Source organism: Paenibacillus sp. B2(2019) (assembly GCF_008370385.1).
GTDB lineage: Bacteria > Bacillota > Bacilli > Paenibacillales > Paenibacillaceae > Paenibacillus_AQ.
Genome location: NZ_VTZR01000013.1, coordinates 494085 through 513671, shown reverse-complemented (window position 1 = coordinate 513671; position 19587 = coordinate 494085). Strand labels below are relative to the sequence as shown.

General features: G+C 43.9%; 14 protein-coding genes. 9 read left to right on the top strand and 5 right to left on the bottom strand.

Going from position 1 to position 19587, the window contains the following annotated elements:
* Nucleotides 1-9: 9 nt before the first annotated feature.
* The gene (locus tag PAENI_RS13040; RefSeq protein WP_188114544.1) at nucleotides 10-1167 is read right to left on the bottom strand and encodes a DUF4179 domain-containing protein; all 1158 of its coding nucleotides are present in this window, start codon (nucleotides 1165-1167) and stop codon (nucleotides 10-12) included.
* Nucleotides 1160-1702 (bottom strand): sigma-70 family RNA polymerase sigma factor, encoded by a 543-nt coding sequence (locus tag PAENI_RS13035; RefSeq protein ID WP_231573368.1) that lies wholly within the window; start codon nucleotides 1700-1702, stop codon nucleotides 1160-1162. The genes PAENI_RS13040 and PAENI_RS13035 overlap by 8 nt, the downstream gene beginning before the upstream one ends.
* A gap of 350 nt (nucleotides 1703-2052) precedes the next feature.
* Between PAENI_RS13035 and PAENI_RS13030 the strand changes: the two genes are divergently transcribed.
* On the top strand, nucleotides 2053-6111 hold the full coding sequence (locus tag PAENI_RS13030) for a glycosyl hydrolase 53 family protein (protein ID WP_262495597.1): 4059 nt from the start codon (nucleotides 2053-2055) through the stop codon (nucleotides 6109-6111).
* Between the two features lie 308 nt (nucleotides 6112-6419).
* Nucleotides 6420-8843: an RNA polymerase recycling motor HelD gene (helD, locus tag PAENI_RS13025; RefSeq protein ID WP_149645580.1), complete on the top strand. Its 2424-nt coding sequence runs from the start codon at nucleotides 6420-6422 to the stop codon at nucleotides 8841-8843.
* Here helD and PAENI_RS13020 read toward each other — a convergent pair.
* Nucleotides 8807-9289, bottom strand: coding sequence for a VOC family protein (locus PAENI_RS13020; RefSeq protein ID WP_149645523.1), 483 nt, complete (start codon nucleotides 9287-9289; stop codon nucleotides 8807-8809). The two genes, helD and PAENI_RS13020, sit on opposite strands and share 37 nt — an antisense overlap.
* A gap of 158 nt (nucleotides 9290-9447) precedes the next feature.
* On the opposite strand from PAENI_RS13020, the gene PAENI_RS13015 reads away from it, so the two are divergent.
* From PAENI_RS13015 to PAENI_RS12985, 7 genes are all read left to right on the top strand, one after another.
* Nucleotides 9448-9882, top strand: a complete 435-nt coding sequence (locus tag PAENI_RS13015; protein ID WP_076285015.1) for an Lrp/AsnC family transcriptional regulator — start codon at nucleotides 9448-9450, stop codon at nucleotides 9880-9882.
* A gap of 100 nt (nucleotides 9883-9982) precedes the next feature.
* Complete coding sequence (locus PAENI_RS13010) at nucleotides 9983-11719, top strand: sensor histidine kinase (RefSeq protein WP_149645521.1); 1737 nt, start codon at nucleotides 9983-9985, stop codon at nucleotides 11717-11719.
* An 11-nt stretch (nucleotides 11720-11730) separates the two neighbouring features.
* On the top strand, nucleotides 11731-13305 hold the full coding sequence (locus PAENI_RS13005) for a response regulator (RefSeq protein ID WP_149645519.1): 1575 nt from the start codon (nucleotides 11731-11733) through the stop codon (nucleotides 13303-13305).
* A 169-nt stretch (nucleotides 13306-13474) separates the two neighbouring features.
* A complete protein-coding gene (locus tag PAENI_RS13000; protein ID WP_042192982.1) occupies nucleotides 13475-14395 on the top strand; it encodes an ABC transporter permease in 921 nt (306 codons plus the stop codon).
* A gap of 39 nt (nucleotides 14396-14434) precedes the next feature.
* Nucleotides 14435-15316, top strand: a complete 882-nt coding sequence (locus PAENI_RS12995) for a carbohydrate ABC transporter permease (protein WP_076285013.1) — start codon at nucleotides 14435-14437, stop codon at nucleotides 15314-15316.
* A 53-nt stretch (nucleotides 15317-15369) separates the two neighbouring features.
* Nucleotides 15370-16965, top strand: coding sequence for an ABC transporter substrate-binding protein (locus tag PAENI_RS12990; protein WP_076285012.1), 1596 nt, complete (start codon nucleotides 15370-15372; stop codon nucleotides 16963-16965).
* A gap of 239 nt (nucleotides 16966-17204) precedes the next feature.
* A complete protein-coding gene (locus PAENI_RS12985; protein ID WP_149645517.1) occupies nucleotides 17205-17789 on the top strand; it encodes a Crp/Fnr family transcriptional regulator in 585 nt (194 codons plus the stop codon).
* An 8-nt stretch (nucleotides 17790-17797) separates the two neighbouring features.
* Here PAENI_RS12985 and PAENI_RS12980 read toward each other — a convergent pair whose 3' ends face one another.
* On the bottom strand, nucleotides 17798-18517 hold the full coding sequence (locus tag PAENI_RS12980; protein WP_149645516.1) for a DUF4386 domain-containing protein: 720 nt from the start codon (nucleotides 18515-18517) through the stop codon (nucleotides 17798-17800).
* Between the two features lie 106 nt (nucleotides 18518-18623).
* The gene (gene nudK, locus PAENI_RS12975) at nucleotides 18624-19586 is read right to left on the bottom strand and encodes a GDP-mannose pyrophosphatase NudK (RefSeq protein WP_149645515.1); all 963 of its coding nucleotides are present in this window, start codon (nucleotides 19584-19586) and stop codon (nucleotides 18624-18626) included.
* Nucleotide 19587: the final 1 nt, after the last annotated feature.

Sequence of the window (19587 nt, the reverse complement as noted above, 5' to 3'; positions counted from 1 at the left end):
CCTTAGTGTTTATTTAACTAGCACGTTTATTTCCAGACCATCGATATAATACTTCACAGGATTTCCGGAACTGTCTGTTTTGAATGCGCCACTCTTACTTTTTGGATCCTCGAACTCATAAAGATAGCCACGGATTGTGAGCATATTGGGATGTTTCTCGAACGGCTCTACAAGCAGATTCAGATCCCGTGATCTATTGGAAGAAAGGACTGATTTTTGCGATATATTTTCCAAAACCAGTCCCTGTTCATCCTTCACTTCAAAGCCCAATGTATTAAAATCTGCATAATCCCCGTTAGTCTCTTGTTCAATGTTGATTAACAGACGCGTGGTTAATGGGCTATATTCCAGCTTTTGCAGCGTCAGACTCCATCCCTCTGCTTGTGCGCGTATATCAGGTACGGCAATGCTATTTTCTGTAACCTTACGTGCAGGAATCTCCAGAATGTATGGTGTATCTATACCGTTTAAGAGAAGGGTTACAGTCAGTTCAAATTGATCAGGGAAAGGCTTGGTGATCCCCAAATTCGAAGAATCCACCAGTTGAAAAATAGCTGTACTCTGCTCCGTGCCTTCCATCCAGCTTAGAAACGGCATAGCTTTCCAGAGACCATCTGAAAATTGCTCTAGGGAAGCCCCGTCGATCAATACTTCTGCAGACATTATCGAACCTTTCCCTAGGAAAGGCTTCCCATCCTCTCCAATCGTCACTCCGGCGAGCTTACCGTCCAGCCCTTCTCCCTCACGCTTCACTGAGAATGCCAATCGGTTGCCATCAAATACAGCCTCTTCGGCAGACAAGGTGATTCCATCATGCGTATCACTGCTATTCGGTCGGGTAATCAGACCCAGACGCTGAGCAGCTTGTAATCCTATATCATCTGCCCGTTCAAAAATTCCGCCTATCCATGGAAGCTGCTTGAGCGCATTTGCCAACGTTGGCGGATATACAGCCGTTAGCATAACACTTAGCACTATCGCTGCAGATACAACAGCTACGATTTTTGGATATATCCGTTTTTTCTTTTCCTTTTCCACAGGATCCTGGACAATTGTGGCGAGTGATGCATAAATCGAATCCTGCCGCGACCGCAGTAAAGGTGGAAGCTCCTGTATATTAGCCTTTCCTAGCTCCCTGATCTGCTTTTCTAAATTGTTATTATTCATTAGCAAGACCCTCCTCCCGCACAGGATGTATCTGTTTGGACAACAATCTCCGTGCGCGATGAAGTCGTGCCCTGACCGCTCCTTCGGAGATGTCGAGCACATCTGCAATCTGCTTAATGGATAAATCGTCATAATAAAAAAGCACGATAGCAAGCCGCAGGGATTCGTCCAACTGATTAATGAAGCTTTGCAGGTCTACGTTGCCTGAATCTTCAAAATGCACATAGGAATCGACCGGTTCTTCGGGAATTTCCGCCACAGCTATAGTTCGCTCTCGCATACGAAGTAACTGATTGCATTCATTAATCAGGATGCGTATAACCCAGGTTTTAAAAAACTTAGGCTGTTTAAGGTTGGCCAACCCTTTATACACCTTCAGTGTCGTCTCCTGAAGAGCATCCGCGCAATCTTCATCTTTTAGCAGAATGGTTTTGGCTAATCTGTACAACTGGGATTCCAGTTGCCTAAAAAGACGGGTAAACGCCTCGTGGTCGCCTTTCTGCGCTTTTTTGATATCCAGTTCGTTTTCCAGCAAATGATTTTTCCTCCTTGAGGGCCCTCTGTATGATTAGATGGAGAAGGCATACAAAAAGTTATATTTGGATAAAAAAATCTGAAATCTATTTAATATCATCTATTCCAGAATAATGGAAAATGAAGATTAAAGCCTATAAAGCTTGCTTAAGCATACAAAATGTTATCTTTTCATCCGTTACTAAATATTTTAACTATTGGTATATTGATTTGTAAGTGCTTACATAACTTGGGACGCACATATGCATCTGAAAATTTAGAATGGAAGGTGATCAGAACGTGAGAGTTAATCAAAAGGGTATCTCTGCATTTTTAGCAGTGTTGTTGCTGCTAAGTTCATTCTCATTCAACATGAGGAGTGCTTTGGCTGCAGATTCGAACAGTTCTTTAATAGTAAATGGCGGTTTCGAGGACAATTTCTGGGATGATGGATCATGGAGTGTCGATACGGCAGATTGGAATCAAGTAGAAATTAAGCATTTTGCATATGCCGATGATACTTGGCTAAATCCAGATGAAGGAGCTCATGCTTTCAAATATTGGATTAACAAAGTCGCTACTGGAAACCAGACCATCTCGCTTAAGCAGACTATAACGAACCTCCCTGCGGGAAGTTATGAGCTCTCAGTCAAGTCGATGGGCGGTACTGACAAAGAAACGGGGAATGTTGAATTGTTTGCGGGTGACGAGACGGCATCCGCTGTTGCTACCACTGGCTATAATGCTTGGGGAACGCTCAGCCTGAAATTTATCTTGAAGCAGGATACCCCGAGTCTTGAGGTTGGTGCGAACATAAGCGGCGCTCCAAGCGCATATGGATTTCTGGACAGCTTTGAGTTGAAACAGTTGAGTACGGATACGACCCAGCCGGTGGCTGCGGATATTTTTGTGAAGAAGGTGGAAGGACTCCAGCCTGATTTTATTAAGGGCGTGGACATCTCCAGTATTATTTCTTTAGAGAATAGCGGAGTCGAGTTTTACAATGAAAACGGAGAGGTGCAGGATATTTTTACAACCGTACATGAAGCCGGGGTTAATTACGTTCGGGTACGGATATGGAATGATCCTTTTGATACAGCTGGAAAAGGTTATGGTGGTGGCAATAATGATCTGTCCACCGCGATTGAAATTGGGAAAAGGGCGACCGCAAACGGCATGAAGCTGCTGGTGGACTTCCATTATTCCGACTTTTGGGCCGATCCGGCCAAGCAGCATACGCCTAAGGCATGGGCCAATCTGAGTCTCGAAGATAAGAAGACCGCACTTTACGAATATACCAAAGTAAGCCTGCAAGCCCTTGTTGATGCAGGTATTGATATTGGCATGGTTCAAGTAGGCAATGAAACGAATGGACAATTCGTTGGTGAATCTAATTGGACGAAGATGAGCCAATTGTTCAATGAGGGAAGCAAAGCCATTCGGGAGATCGATCCTAATATTCTGGTTGCTCTGCATTTTACAAATCCGGAGTCGGCAGGCAGATATGCCACTATAGCGAAGAATTTGCAAGATAACAATGTAGACTATGATGTGTTTGCAAGTTCTTATTATCCGTTCTGGCACGGTACATTAAGCAATTTGACATCCGTGTTGAAGCAAGTAGCTGATACTTATGGTAAAAAAGTAATGGTAGCTGAAACCTCTTACGCATATACCGCAGAAGACGGGGATGGGCACGGAAATACAGCACCTCAGAGCTCAGGTCAAACTTTAAACTACCCTATCAGCGTTCAAGGTCAGGCTAACTCGGTTAGAGACGTGATCGAAGCGGTTGCGAATGTGGGTAAAGCGGGAATTGGCGTGTTTTATTGGGAGCCTGCTTGGCTTCCGGTAGGTCCGAAAGACAATCTGGAGCAGAATAAGTTGATATGGGAACAGTACGGTTCCGGTTGGGCATCCAGCTATGCGAAGGAATATGACCCTGATGATGCAGGGGAATGGTATGGCGGAAGTGCCGTTGATAACCAGGCTTTGTTTGATTTTAACGGACATCCGCTTGCCTCGCTGAATGTGTTCAAATATGTGAATACAGGCGCAGTGGCCCCTATTGCTGTAGATGAAATTAAGGATGTTTCGATAACGGCGATTGCTGGGGAGCCAATCCATCTGCCAACAGACGTAAGTGTTACTTACAATGATGGAAGTTCCGGCAAGATGTCAGTGGTTTGGGATCAAGTTGCGCTTGAGCAAGCCATTAGCAAGGGTGCGGGCAGCTATGTGATCGGTGGAACGGCGGAAGGCGGTCAGGTGGTAAAAGCCTTTCTAGTTATTAAAAAAGAGAACTTTATCGTCAACGCAGGCTTTGAAAATAGCGATAGAAGCATGTGGAAAATCACCTATGCTGACGTTAATGCTCCACATACAGACTACCAAAATAAAGTTACAGATGCCAAAACAGGCAACTATTCACTACATTTCTACTCTGCGAAAGCAGTGGATTTTAGAGTAGAGCAGACTATTTCTGGTCTGAAGCCGGGATATTATAATCTTTCGATGTTTATTCAAGGGGGAGATGCTGCCAACCCCAATATGAATCTATTTGCTGTAACGGATGGTAAGGAAATAAAAGTAAACACCGGTGTGAAAGGATGGGCACAGTGGAACAATCCTGAGATCCAGGATATTCTCGTTACCGATGGAACCCTTACAATCGGAGCTAATGTCAAAGCAGACGGCGGCGCATGGGGATCGATTGATGATTTCTATCTAAGCTTTGTCAAAGGTATTGAGGAACCTGCTATTGTTGTTACGGATGCAGAAGTACAAAATATCACTTCTATGACAGCTACGGTTGGAGGAAATATCACTTCGGACGGTGGCGCTAAGGTTACAGAGCGAGGAATCGTATATTCTACTAGTGCCAATCCGACAATTGAGGATGGTAAAGTTATAGCTGAATCAGGTGGAACAGGAGCCTTTTCAGTAAGTCTTGCAGGACTTCAATCTCGATCTACCTATCATGTACGTGCCTACGCAGTGAATGCAACCGGAGTAAGCTACGGACAAGAGATTACGTTTACAACATTAAGTTCTAGTGCAAGCTTGAATAGCTTGGATTTGAGCGGCATAACATTGGATCAAACAGTGAGCGGAAGTGTATACGGCTATACAGCGAGTGTACCGTATTCTTTATCTAACTTCACAGTGACGGCAACGGCCAGCGATGCTGTCTATGGTACCTTGACAGTGAGTATGTACAATAGTGCCAATACACTTGTGGCCGGTCCGATAAGTTTGGCAAGTGGGGCAACTAGCATAGAGCTTCCCCTTGAAGTAGGTAGTAACCGATTGGAGTTATTCGTAATTGCCCAAGATGGCACAGGTACGAGATACACAGCAACAATAACGAGAGCTGAGCAAGATAACGGTTCTGATGGTAATGGAAACGGTGGTAATGATGGTGGTAGTACCTCTAATGTCGTACTTCCGGTTATCTCCTCCAATGGGAAACTGACGCTTCCTGCAGGTCAAGCGGGTGAAGTCAGATTGGATAATGGGCTTGTGATTTCAATTCCAGCTAATGCTTCAGGCAAGCAGTTGGTATTAACGATTGAGAAAGTGCTCGATTCGCAGAATCTTCTCAGCAATCATGAGATTCTCGTAAGCCCGATCTATGAAGTTCTAAAAAACTTCGCGGAGAACTTTAGTAAACCAGTCACACTAACCTTTGTGTTCGATTCAGGACAAGTGAAGAGCGGCCAAACTGTAGCGATCTTTTATTATGATGAAGTGAAGAAGAGCTGGGTGAAAGTTAATGGCGGCAAAATAGATGGAAATCGCATTGCTGCAGATGTGGATCACTTTACGAAGTTTGCTGTACTCTTAGTGGATCAAGCGACTGGATTACCGGTAACCAATGCATCTACTGAACCGACAACAGAGGCTCAATTTAGCGATATCTCGGGACATTGGGCACAGGCTAATATTAAGAAAGCGGTGAGCGAAGGGATCGTCAAGGGTTATACCGACGGAACGTTCAAACCGAATGCTGCGGTGACACGCGCTGAATTTGCGGTGATGCTGATGAATGCGCTGAAGCCAACTGGAAACGGTGTGGAACTGGGCTTTACAGATACAATCCCTGCTTGGGCTGATAAGTCCATTGCACAAGCTTTAGAGGCGAAGATTATACGCGGTTATGAGGATGTTACCTTCCGTCCGGCAGCGAGCATAACACGTTCGGAGCTAGCAGTTATGATCGCTAGAGCAGCAGGGGGAGATTTAACAACGGCGGCATCAACAGGCTTTGCTGATGATAGCCAAATTCCTGCATGGGCAAAGGATGCGGTTGCAGCCGTGAAGAAATCAGGCATTGTGAGCGGGCGTAACGGCAATGTATTTGCACCAAACGAGACGGCAACAAGAGCAGAGGCAGTGACCATCATTATGAATCTGCTGCAAACTAAATAGTAAACTTACTGTAGTAAGAAAAAAGACCGTCCTAAGGACGGTCTTTTTGTCTATTCTCTATGTGCGCCCAAGCTTGGCATTCAAAAAAAGAAGAACCAGCAGAGACTGCTGGTTCTTCTAACTTATATAAATAATTTGCATGCAAAGAAAGTTCGTGATATTATAAAATAATCGCTGTTTATTTCACATATTTGAACATAAATGTAACATCTTATCTACACTATTATAATACCATGTGGATTAACAGTTTGTCAAATTTTAATTTTTGCTTCTTTATAACAAGAATGAAAAGGAGCGTGTTCGTGAAGATGGTAAACGTAATGGATTGGCAGCAAGAACAAGATCGGCTTGATTTGGTTACGGAAAAGCTGCAATCAAGAATCGCAGAACTAGAACCAGAAGTGACTGGGCTACGTGATCAAGTGGTGGACATTCGCAAGCGGTTTTGGGAAGAAGTCACGGTCAATACGAGCACAGACGAAGATTTCGAAGAGACCTTCTACAGTATAAAGCAGCAAGAAGCATTGTTGTCCGAGCGAGAGCGCAGCCACCGGCAGCGGGTGCAGCGTTTTAAGAATATGAAACGGCTACTGCCGTCTCCCTATTTTGGGCGAATGGATTTTCAAGAAGATGGTTTGGGCTTGAGTGAGGAACTTTATATCGGAGTGGCTTCTTTCGTTGATGCAGACGGTGTGGACTTTCTGGTGTATGACTGGCGAACGCCTATTGCAAGCATGTATTATGATCATTCCCCAGGGCCATCTACTTACGAAACGCCGGGAGGACAGATTACAGGTGAGATGATGCTGAAGCGGCAATATCAGATCCGTTACGGTCAGCTCCAGAACGTGTTCGATACGAGCTTAACGATCGGGGACGAATTGCTTCAGCAGGTGCTTGGTAAAGGCGCAGATTCACAAATGAAGAGCATTGTGGCGACCATCCAGAAGGAACAGAACGCCATCATCCGCAATGACAAAAGCCGTATGCTTATTGTGCAAGGAGCGGCTGGCAGCGGAAAAACGTCCGCAGCGCTGCAACGGGTAGCGTATTTATTATATAAACACCGCGATAGGCTCAAGGCAGATCAGATCGTTCTTTTTTCGCCAAATCCGATGTTTAACAGTTATGTATCGACGGTGCTCCCTGAGCTCGGCGAAGAGAATATGCAGCAAACGACCTTTCAGGAGTACCTTGCCTATTGGCTCGGATCCACGATGAATTTGGAGGACCCCTTCGAGCAGATTGAATATGTACTGACATCACAATCCTCGCAGGGGTATGAGGCACGGTTAACGGGGATGCAATATAAGGCTTCTGAGGCTTTCCTGCATGCTCTTCAAAGCTACGCGTTATGGCTAGGGAAAGAAGGTATGCTGTTCCACAGTATCCGTTTTCGGGACCGCGAGTTGATTACTGCGGAGCAGATGAAGTCGCAATTTTATAGCTATGACAGCTCTATCCGATTGGCTAATCGTGTCGCTTTACTACGTGAATGGCTGCTGCGCGAGCTGACTAAACTAGAGCGTCAGGAAATGGAGGCGCCCTGGGTTCAAGACGAGGTCGATTACCTCGACAACGATCAATATGCCGAAGCTTACAGTGAGGTGCTTAAGAAGTACCGGCGAGAAGAAGCTGTCTTCGATTTTACAGAGCAGTATCTTGAAATCTATGGCGATTTTCGTACTCAGAAGGACGGGGAAGAGAATGTCTTTGATTTTAGTTCTCAGGAAGATGAGCTGCTGCGTCGCATGATCGTGAAGGAGCACTTCAAACCGCTGAGACGAGATGCCAAACGGTTGAAGTTCATAGATATGGTTGGTTTATACGAGCAGTTATTTAGTGATGAAGTCACTTATCAGAAAATGACGGGTGAAGCCGAAGTGCCCGAGCAGTGGCAGGAAATCTGTAAGCAAACGAAGGAAAAGTTGAGCCGTACCGAGCTGTTTTATGAGGATGAGACCCCATTCCTATATTTAAAAGAGCTTATCGAGGGTTCGCGTACGAATACAATGGTGCGGCATTTATTTATTGATGAAGGACAGGATTATTCGCCGTTCCAATTCGCGTTCCTCAAGCAATTGTTTCCCCGCGCCAGCATGACAGTTCTCGGCGATTTCAGTCAAGCGATTTTCCCGCAAGCGACGAATCTGCAAGAGGTGAATTCTCCTTTGATCCGGCTTTATGGTGAAGAGGAAACGAACCTATTTCGTCTAATCCGAAGCTATCGCTCCACTCGCGAGATTGTGGAGTTTACGAAGGCGCTGCTACCTCGTGAAGAGATCGTGCCTTTTGAAAGGGGCGGCGAGAAGCCGTACCTAGTGAAGGCTAGCAATGATGTGGAGCGGGCGGTGCGGATAAAAGAGGAGCTTGCGGCGCTTATGGCCGAAGGTCTCGACTCCATCGCCGTTATTACTAAGACTGCTGAGGAAAGCCGCGAAGCCTATGAAGCATTGGCTGCACAAGGGGGCGAGAATCTGCGGCTTATTACGAAGGAGACGCTCACCTTTGAGAAGGGAACGCTAGTTATTCCCGCGTATCTTGCTAAGGGCGTAGAATTCGACGCCGTGCTAATTTACGATGCTTCTACTCAGACTTATCATCGGGAGAGCGAACGTAAACTCTTTTATACAGCTTGTACGCGCGCGATGCATCGACTTCTGCTGTACACGACAGGCAATTGGTCGCACTTTATTCAAGCCTTGGATACCTCTTTGTATGAGGAAGTGTAATTAGACATATCAAAATCAACCTCTTCAAGAAATTCGATAACTTCCCCATTGGGGCTGTGAACGATCGCGTTCTTGATCAGAAGAGGTGGTTCACCAAGAGAAATAGAATCTGGTTCTATAAAAGCCTTTGCTCCATGAGCAAGGGCTTTTTGGTACATTTCATCTACATTATCCACATAGAAGGCGAAATGTAAGAGTGCTCCGTGAGCTATATCCTCTTCAGACAAGGCTTTTTTTCCTTGGGCGGCAATGACTGCATCGTTATCAAAAATCTCTATGCAAGTTCTTTGATCAGGTGAAATAAGCATCGAAGCTTCTTTGATTTGAAAGGAGGGCAGACTCCAATGATGACCTAACTTAAATCCTAAGACGTCAATGTAAAATGAAATTGTTGCTTTATAGTCTTTGGCTTGAATCGCTATATGTGCAAGACCTTTTACGCTCATTATTAATCACTCCTATATCTAATGTACTATTTATTATAGTTGGATTAAAATAGGAGATACATATATAAGATAAGTGTTTTATCCTGACATGGTTATTGAATATAAGGTATTTTAGTTGAATGGGTTTATTTATTAAAAAGAGCTAGGAGGCGCTTGATATGGAACATCTTATGGATGATATTGATAAAAAGATTATGCAATTATTGCAGTACAATGCTCGAATGCCCATTTCACAAATCAGCAAAGAGGTTTCGATGTCACAACCATCCGTTAAAGAAAGAATCATTAAGTTGGAGGAAAGGAACATCATATCGGGGTATCATACAGCTTTTAATTTGCGGGATCTGAACCGGGGTACGACTACTTTTATTCTAATCAAAACAGAACATTGCCAAGAGCTCACCGATTTTTGCAACGATGCTATGGAAGTTACCGATTTGTTCCGCATTAGTGGAGAATATAATTATCTCATTAAGGTACAGACCTCAACGATTGAGGCGCTTGCTGAATTTCAAGATCACCTTATAAAGTTCGGACCTTCCAAATCGCATATCAGCTTAAAAAATATTTTGGAGAACAGAGTGCTACTCTAAAGCGAAGTTTCCAAATACAAGATGTAGTAACCGCTTTCTTTTCATTGTAAAATGGGTCAAAATAGCAGTCGTATTGATACGTATATAAGGGAGCATGCGCATGGAGAGGAAACTGTCTAGTAAAAAGTATATTCCATTCACATACAAGATGATGATTCCGTATCTCATTCTTGTATTGCTGACAGATGTGCTGGTTGGCTATATAGCCTATACAATGCTCGTAGAGTCCAGGACTGAAATGGCGGAAACGAATGTCCGGACCGCATTAAAGCAGACGAGGAACAACATCGAATACCAGACAGATGAAATCAAACGTATGACCAACTCGCTGTTTCTAAATACGAATTTTCAGAATGCTCTTCAGTTCAGGGGAGATCCTTTGGAAAACATGCTCAAAATGAGAGATGATATCGTTCCTTATATGAAGGCTCCTCTGCAACTGTATGGGAACAAGCTGAGACTTGCGCTTTTTACGGTCAATGAGACGATGCTTGAAATTACAGGTGATGATATGTCGACACCTATCGGTCGAAGTGATTATTATGTTCTTTCTGATCAGGTGATCGAGAATACGGAGTGGTTTAAGTCGATTGTTGCGAATAATCAAGACAGTTTGTGGCTTCAAGCGGATACCGACCGTGAGCTAGGTAATATTTCATATTTCCGCAAGCTTGTTTCTTCCAAGGCAGCACCTGCGATTATCGGATATATTCGCGTTACGGCGAGGATTGATGAGCTATTTGGTAACTTTGATACTTTTCCGATTGAACAGGGGATTGAACTTCGTCTGTTGGATAGGGCTACAGGAATGACTTTGTATGAACAAGGTGTTGCTGCTGAAGATACGAAACAAGATGATTATTTAATTATTAGTGAAGATATTCCGGTATCAAGCTATGTCATTGAGGCGCGCGTACCTCACTCTTATTTGAACAAAGATGCTAGTAGAATGCGGAAGGTGATTAGTACCGTTTGTTCCATCAGTTTTTTGGTGATGGCTATTATCGGTTTTCTAGTTGCACGTATATCTGGCAAGAAGATCAAGCGGATTGTGTATTTGGTTCGATCTTTTCAGGAGGGTAATTTTTATAAAAGAATCGGATTTCCGGGGAACGATGAATTTGTCTATATCGCTAATAGCTTCAACCAAATGGCGACCAGCATTCAGGAACTCATCCGGAACGTCTATGTGCAGGGCATTCAGAAAAAGCAAGCGGAGCTGGATGTGCTTCAAGCCCAGATCAGTCCACATTTCTTGTACAATACGCTGTCGACCATCGGCAGTCTGGCCAATTTGGGGGAAGTGGAGAAGGTTACGCAGATGGTACAAGGTCTCTCCAAATTTTATCGACTCACATTAAACGATGGACATGTATATATCTCCCTTGAAAATGAGCTGGAGCAGGTGAGGATGTATCTGGAAATTCAGAGAGTGAAGTATGCGGACGCCTTTGAGGTTTATTATGATGTCGATCCGGAAATTTTACAGGTGCCTATTATTAAGCTGATTTTACAGCCGTTTGTGGAGAATATATTCAAGCACGCCTGGTTCGGGGAGACTATTGCGATTCGTATTACTGGAAAGCGGCTGGGTGACCGCATCGAACTCAAGGTCATTGATAACGGGATCGGCATGCGGCCGGAGACACTTCAAAACATGCGATCAAGCGCATATCAACCAGGCAGCTACGGTCTGAGAAACGTGGAAGAACGAATTAAACTGCGATACGGCAGCGATTTCGGTATTCAAATCGGTAGCTATTTTGGAGCGGGAACGACAGTTCAAATTATTTTACCGGTGGAAAATGCAGAAATCAGGGAAGTGATGGGGGAGTGAGGAGTATGGCGATGGAGATCAATGTTCTGCTGGTGGATGATGAAGTAATCGATTTGGAATGGCTTAGACGGCGTGTAGCCGGCAGTGATCATTTGCCTTTGCATAGCGTGAGAACGGCAACGAGCGGGTTTGCCGCTCTGAAAATGATGGAGCAGCACCCTGTTGATATTATTCTCTCTGATATCGGTATGCCGATTATGTCAGGTGTGGAATTTGCACGGAAAGCGAAGGAGATTAACCCAGAGGTCCATATTCTATTTATTAGCGGACACCAGGATTTCAATTATGCCAAGGAAGCGATTCAATTGAACGCATACAGTTATTTGCTTAAGCCTGTGGATGATGACGAGCTGAACGAGACGCTGACCGAACTCTGCACAAAGATTGAGAAAGAGAGGACGCAGCGTACTTCCTTGTCGGAAACGCTGACGCTTGTTAATCAGGAGTTACTGCTGCGTTGGTTTAACGAGGCTGCACCGGGACAGGTTGAGACGCACATTCACAACGTTCTCACGCCATACTTACAAGGTGCATCAGCGGTTGCCATCATTGAGATCGACGACATGGCGCGAAAAATCCAAACTTGGACGGAAGAAGAGCGGAGTTTATGGAGCAGCACTGCCAATCAGTTTATCCGAAAGTTTGCTCAGGATCAAAATTTGGGCATGGTGATTACGACTTATGACTATCACTTTGTGATCCTTGCTGCGGTTCAGGAACAATATTTTACAGCTTTGCTGGAAGAGTTGATTCGGGCGTTCTATCAGGAGTTCTCCTGTTCGATTACGATCGGAAGAGGAATGTACACAACCGACCCGGTCAAGCTACATGATTCCTATCGGCAGGCACAGGCCGCTCTAAGCATTAAATGGATCGTAGGGAAGAATAGGTTGATCCAAGATGCCTCGGAATGGTCACCAAAGGAAAAGATGGCTTCGGACTTAGAGGTTATTGTGGATCGTATGCTTAAAGCTATGATCGACTACGACCTTACCACTATTGATGATTGCTTGCTTCAGCTATTTGCCGGAGACAGTCCGATCTCCCAGAAAAACGACATCTACGATATCATTATCCGGATTACCTCTAAGCTTCATGCTGATCTGCAGCAAATGAATGAGCATTTGTACGAGATTTTGAATTGGGATTCTCATCATCCTTTTGTGCTGTTTCAGTTCGAAACGGTGCATGATATCCTTTCGTGGCTGAGAAGAAGATTCTTTGAACTGTCGGAGCTGCTTTATTTGAAACGCCAAAGGCAAAAGCGCAAGTTAATTGATGAAATCACGGAGTATGTGAAAGAAAGATTAGATCAAAAAATAACGCTAAACGAGGTCGCTGCACATTTCGACTTTACCCCTAACTATCTGGGGCATCTGTTCAAGGTCGAAACCAATAGTCTCTTCAGCGATTTTCTAAGTGAATTGCGTATGAAGCGGGTATGCGAGCTACTCGAGGATCCAACGAAAAAAGTATATGAGATTGCGGAACAAGCCGGATATAAAAATATTATTTATTTCAATAGGCAGTTCAAGCAATATATGGGCATGTCGCCCGGCGAGTACCGGAAGAAAAATAAAATCTGAATCGATTACTTATTGGGGAGGCTCATGTTCTATATGGAACAGGGGCTTCTTTTTTATCGAAATTGTTTATGAATCGTTGAATTAGTATTATGTTTAGTTGTTTCGCTGAATTATCTCGCCGCCGCCGTCCTTTTATAATGAGAGATATAGAGAAGAAAGGGGTGCAAAGATGAAAGGGCATACATTTTGGAGCGATTTAAAAAACTATAGGGTTCTGTTGCTGATGCTGGCTCCGGCGGTTGCTTTTTTTCTTTTGTTTGCCTATGTCCCAATGGCGGGCATTATTATTGCCTTCAAGCATTATGATTACGCGGGCGGTATTTTTGGAAGTGCCTGGAACGGGCTCGATAACTTCCGCTTTTTCTTTGAATCAGGAGATGCCTGGCGGGTAACACGGAATACAGCATTGTACAATATTGCATTCATCGTTGTAAATAACTCTTTGCAAATTTTTGCAGCCATTATGTTGTTTGAGGTCGGTGGCAAATGGTTCCGCAAAATTACGCAATCGGCGTTGTTTCTTCCCTACTTTATTTCATGGGTAGTTGTCGGCGCGATTGCCTATAACCTGCTCAATTATGATATTGGTACTGTGAACGCACTCCTTAGAGGACTCGGGCTAGAACCTATTGATATTTATAATACGCCTGCCTACTGGCCGTATATCCTAGTTCTCGTTTCCGCCTGGAAAGGCCTTGGATACGGAACAGTAATGTACTTGGCCGCGATTACGGGCATAGATACTGAACAGTATGAGGCAGCTGAAATCGATGGCGCCAATATTTTTCAGCGGATCCGGAAAGTGACGATTCCAAATCTTTACCCGACGATTATTATTTTGGTGCTGCTGGCGGTCGGGAATATTTTCCGCGGTGATTTCGGGATGTTTTATAACATGATCGGCAATAACGGTTTGTTGTTCTCTTCGACGGACGTTATCGATACTTTCGTGTTCAGATCGCTGATTACTTCGAATGATATCGGCATGTCGGCTGCGGCTGGCGTTTTCCAGTCCGTTCTTGGCTTCGCAACGATCATGACTGTGAACTATGCTGTTCGTAAATACGATAAAGACCGCGCCTTATTCTAACCGCATCAGAGGTACAGTTTTCATAATGGAGGTAACGATATGAAGCAGCTCGATCGTAAAATATTCTCGGGTATTGGTTATGTATCCCTAATCTTTCTCGCAATTTTATGTATATTCCCGTTTATACTTGTCGTATCTTCATCGCTGACGGAAGAGTCAAAAATATTAACTGATGGCTATCAATTTATACCTACGGCCTTCTCAACAGAAGCCTACAGCATTTTGTTTAAGTATCCCGACCAGATGATTCAAGCCTATATGGTGACCATAGGCGTTACTATAATAGGCACACTGTTTGGTTTGTTTCTGACTTCGATGACGGCTTATGCGCTATCCAGAAAAGATTTTAAATGGCGTAATAAATTTTCGTTCTTCTTTTTCTTTACAACTTTATTTAACGGGGGTCTGGTTCCTTGGTATCTGCTTATGGTCAATTACCTCCATATCAAAGATACATTGCTGGCTTTAGTGATTCCGATGATGCTCAACGTCTTCTACATCATTGTTATGAAGTCGTTTATGGGCAGCATTCCGGAAGCAATCGTAGAATCAGCTAAAATTGACGGTGCAGGCGATTTTAAGATCTACGCTCGTCTAATTCTGCCTCTTTCCAAGCCGGCGCTAGCGACTATTGGTTTGTTTCTGGCTCTTGCCTATTGGAACGACTGGTACAATGCCCTTCTATTTATTTCCGATGAGAAGCTGATGCCGCTTCAATATTATTTGTACAAAATGCTTGGCAATATGGATGGCATGCGAAAAGCCATGATGGGTGCAGGAGCAGTCGTAACCACATCGATCCCAAGCGAGAGCTTGAAGATGGCAATGACGGTTGTAGCTACAGGTCCGATTCTGCTCGCTTATCCATTCGTTCAGAGATATTTCGTTCAAGGCTTGACGATTGGCGCTGTAAAAGGATGAACCCGGGGAAATCCGGTTTATCAATATAATGAATACAAGGGGGAAGGCTTGAAATGCTGAGAAAAAATAGATTCATTATGCTCGCACTCGTTTTAACCTTCGTAATGATTTTGAGCGCATGTGGTGGTGGCAACAACAACGCCAATACACCCGCTAAGGCTACCAATAATGCCGCTGAGGTAACAAGTGAGCCTACAGAAACAGCGAGTGCAACGAATGCCGCCGAAACTTCAGATACCATAGACACCTCTAAAGAAGTAAAGCTGAAAATGATCTTCGTTGGGCCTAAACCGATAGACTATGATAGTGTTTTTGCTGAAATTAATAAGAAACTGAAAGAAAAAATTAATGCGACCCTTGAGGGCGAGTTCTTGGACTGGTCTGACTGGGCTCAAAAATATCCACTGAAGCTGGCGGCAAATGAAGATTTTGATCTCATCTATTCGGCAAACTGGGCTGGTTATAATGATCAGGCGCTGAAAGGCGGATTTCTAGAATTGACCGACGAGCTGCTTACCAAATATATGCCGCAAACTAAGGAAGCTATGTCAGATGTGAGCTGGGATCAGGCAAAAGTAAACGGTAAGCTGTATATGGTTCCGCAAAACAGAGGAGAGTCTGTTGAAAAGCTGATTCTATATCGTGAAGATTTGCGTAAGAAATACAATCTTCCTGAAATCAACAGCCCGGAAGCATATGCTACCTATTTGAAGACGATAGCTGAGAAGGAAAAAGGAATTACACCTTTCACTCCGGAAACGGGAGACTGGAAGTATCATAATTTGGACCGTGTATTACTGAAGCAGCAAAACGAATGGAATATGTTTGACCTAGATCTTCCGTTTGCCTTCAAACTGACCGATGAAACAGGTAAAGTCTTTAACGTCTATGAAACGCAAGAGTTCAAGGATCTACTCGTGTATTATAAAGATCTTGCTGATAACAATGCCTGGTCGAAAAACGTTCTGAACAGTAAAAATGATCATCAGGCGGATTTTAAAGCAGGTAAAACCGCCTCAATTACGCACAATAACGGAACACTTGGGGCACTCATGGCCTTGATGCGCCAAGAAAATTCTCCTTATGAAGTAGCATTGGCTGATATTAACCAAGGGAAGAAAAAATCAGTGGCGATCTCTACACAAAACGGTACGTCGATTCATGCGACTTCCAAAAATGTAGAACGTTCCTTGATGCTGATCGATCTGATGCAGAATGATAAAGAACTGCACGACCTGATGATGTACGGAATTAGTGGCGTGCACTATGAACCGGTTGGCGACACCAAATATAAAGCACTCGACAAAAATCCGAACTTTACCGGCTTCTCTAATTGGAACTTCAACTCGCCACTCAACCTTGACAATGAAGCATTCCCTCAAGAAGCTAACGATCTGGCTAAGGGCTGGGAAGCTAACGTCTACCACTATGCCCTTGAAACCTTTGTATTCGACAATAGCAAAGTGAAGACGGAAATTGCCAATGTGGGCAATGTAATGCTCCGCTATGCCATTCCGCTGGAGTACGGCGTAATTAAAGATATCGACAAAGGCCTTGCAGATTTGAACAAACAGCTGAAATCAGCTGGCATTGATAAAATCCAGGCTGAGCTGCAAGCGCAAATCGATGCTTTCTTAGCGAACAAGTAAGATACAGGATAAGGGAGGCCCAACAGTCATGAAATGGCTGTTGGGCCTCCCTGTTTTGGGGGATCGTCCGAATATGAGGCTCACTAGTGGACACAGCTGTGCGGCGTATGAAGAGTTGAAAGGTTGGATTTGTCTTTGTATGAGCTAGTATAATAAGGCAAGAAGCTCCCTCTCGGGAGCCTAAATAGCTTCAAGCGCATCATAAGCGGGCCATTAGCTTCGGAAGATTGGAGAGATATATGAAAAAAATATTGTATAAGTATATGAGTAAATTTACATCTCTTAACGAAGAAGAACAGCAGGATATTGTTGAAGGTATCCTTATAGAGGAATTTAAAAAGGGGACAGTGCTCCTTAGACAAGGAGATGTTCCCACAAAATGTTTTTTCGTGCTAAGAGGTTGTGTTAGGCAGTACTCGATAGATGAATCGGGAAAAGAAGTCACATCTAATTTCTACACGGAAGAGCAAGCGGCTTCGATTTTTAATCGGCATCAAGAAAGCAAGCCCTCTGCGTACACCTTAATCTGCCTGGAAGATAGCACATTGGTGGTTGGTGAACTTAATGCGGAACAAGACATGCTTCACAAACACTCGCAATTGGAAACGATGATCCGCAAAATGGTAGAGGAAAACTTAGGTGAGGTACAGGACGAATTAACTTCATTTATCGCTTCCAATCCTGAAGAACGTTACAAAGCTTTGTTGCGAAAAAGACCTCACTTACTCACTCGCGTACCTCAGCATCAATTGGCCAGCTATCTGGGGATGACACCAGAGTCATTAAGTAGAATTAAGAAGCGGGTTCATTCCAGTGATAACTAAAAAGAAAGTCATACACTTTTGTGGAGTTTTCCTCCTCTAAGCAGCAGCCATATCCCAAAGCCTAGTTCTCCTACAATCATAGGAATAGTGAAAACGTAATTTAATGTTGTAATGACCCCTTCGTATTGTGGAAGAAATATTTTGCTTAGATGAATGATCATATAACCTATTGAAGCAAGCAGCAATAAGATGCCGATTACTTTAGGGATGATGTCAGACTTTAAAGCCACACAGCCCACAATTAACAGATGCCCGCCAAAAACGACTAACCCCATAGACCAAATCCATTGAAATGCTTCCAGAAATAACATCATAATTGCTTGAGTCTGTTCGATTTTTAATGAGGAAAAGTCGATTGTATTTCCCGTGAGCAGCAGCACAACGATTAAGTTTAGTATAGCGATTCCCAATATAGCGGAATAAGTTAGACGAAGCCATGCGCCGAGTAATGAAAGCTTTTGGTTAATCGGTTCTAGAAACACATAAAACGCCCAGGCGACCAGGATGTCAGTAATCATAATGATGATCCAACCCAAAATTTCACCTTTGAAAAGGTTAGTGGATGACACGAGGTTATTGAATGTAACGCTGGCATCGCCCTGAACAACAAGGTTCCCATGGACAAAGCCATACGAAAAAAATGAGGCAAGGGTCATGATAATAAGTGAGATTCCAGCAATTAAAGCGGACTTTCGCTGATTCGATAGATCTTTTTCTGAGATAGCCATAGATAGCCTCCTAAAGGACTTTTTATTTTCATTGTAATTAGGAGTAGTATGGCGGGCATTGACTTAAATCAAGAGTGCATCATCAGACAGGAACAAATGCTTGTTATCACAATAACGGAAGTTCATCCAGCCGTTCGTAAATCAACAATCCTTTCTCTTGCGCAACCTGTACCATTTCATCGGCACCCTGAGATGATCCTCCAACTCGAAGCACGGCATCACAGTAATTAAGCAGGCGAATGGAAGACGGATGGAAAATCCGGTTGAAAACGTCGTCTCCTAGATTAGTGGAACCGGCTGTAGCAATAAGAGGCAAAGCATACCACTCCCCCAGCACTGGCATATGCCCAGCCTCGTAAACTTGAAGAGCAATTTTATTCATGTATTTGACATTTTCCTCAATTAATACTTGATCATCATTGGTTCCAGAACGATACGGGCCAGCGATAAGGATATGCAGCGGTTTTGATTTTACCTTCAAGAGACCTTGGATCTGAGCGTATTGGAGCAGCATTACCGTCTTAGCATCACGAATCTCGCCGCTTTGGACCATGTCAAGCGCTTGTGCAAACGGAAGTTCCACTACTTCAATATTTTCCTGTTCCTCCTCAAGTCCCCCACCCGGACCTTTTGTCATGACATCACTATACTCAGCTACAAAGAAGTGCAGGGTTTCGGTAACAGATCCTGGTGACATATAGACCTCGCCAACTTTCTGCACTCGGTCGATACGGTACCCCGTCTCTTCCTCCGTTTCCCTCAGAATACTTTCTTCTGGTGTTTCTTTATCGAGTAGCCCCGCGCAGGTTTCGATAAGCATTCCAGTCACATTGCCGTTTAGATAAGTAGGCATTCGGAATTGTCTCGTAAGTACGATGGTTTGTTTGTGTCGATTATAGAGTAGAATGGTCGCTCCGTTGCCTCGATCATACACTTCACGGGATTGTGTCTCCCATTGTCCATTTTCTTTTTCATACTTGAATGTGATCTTCTTTAAGGTGTACCAGTTATCCGATAGAAGTTCCTCTTTTACGATCCGTACTCTTGGGTTGTAATGCTGTGCCTTCATC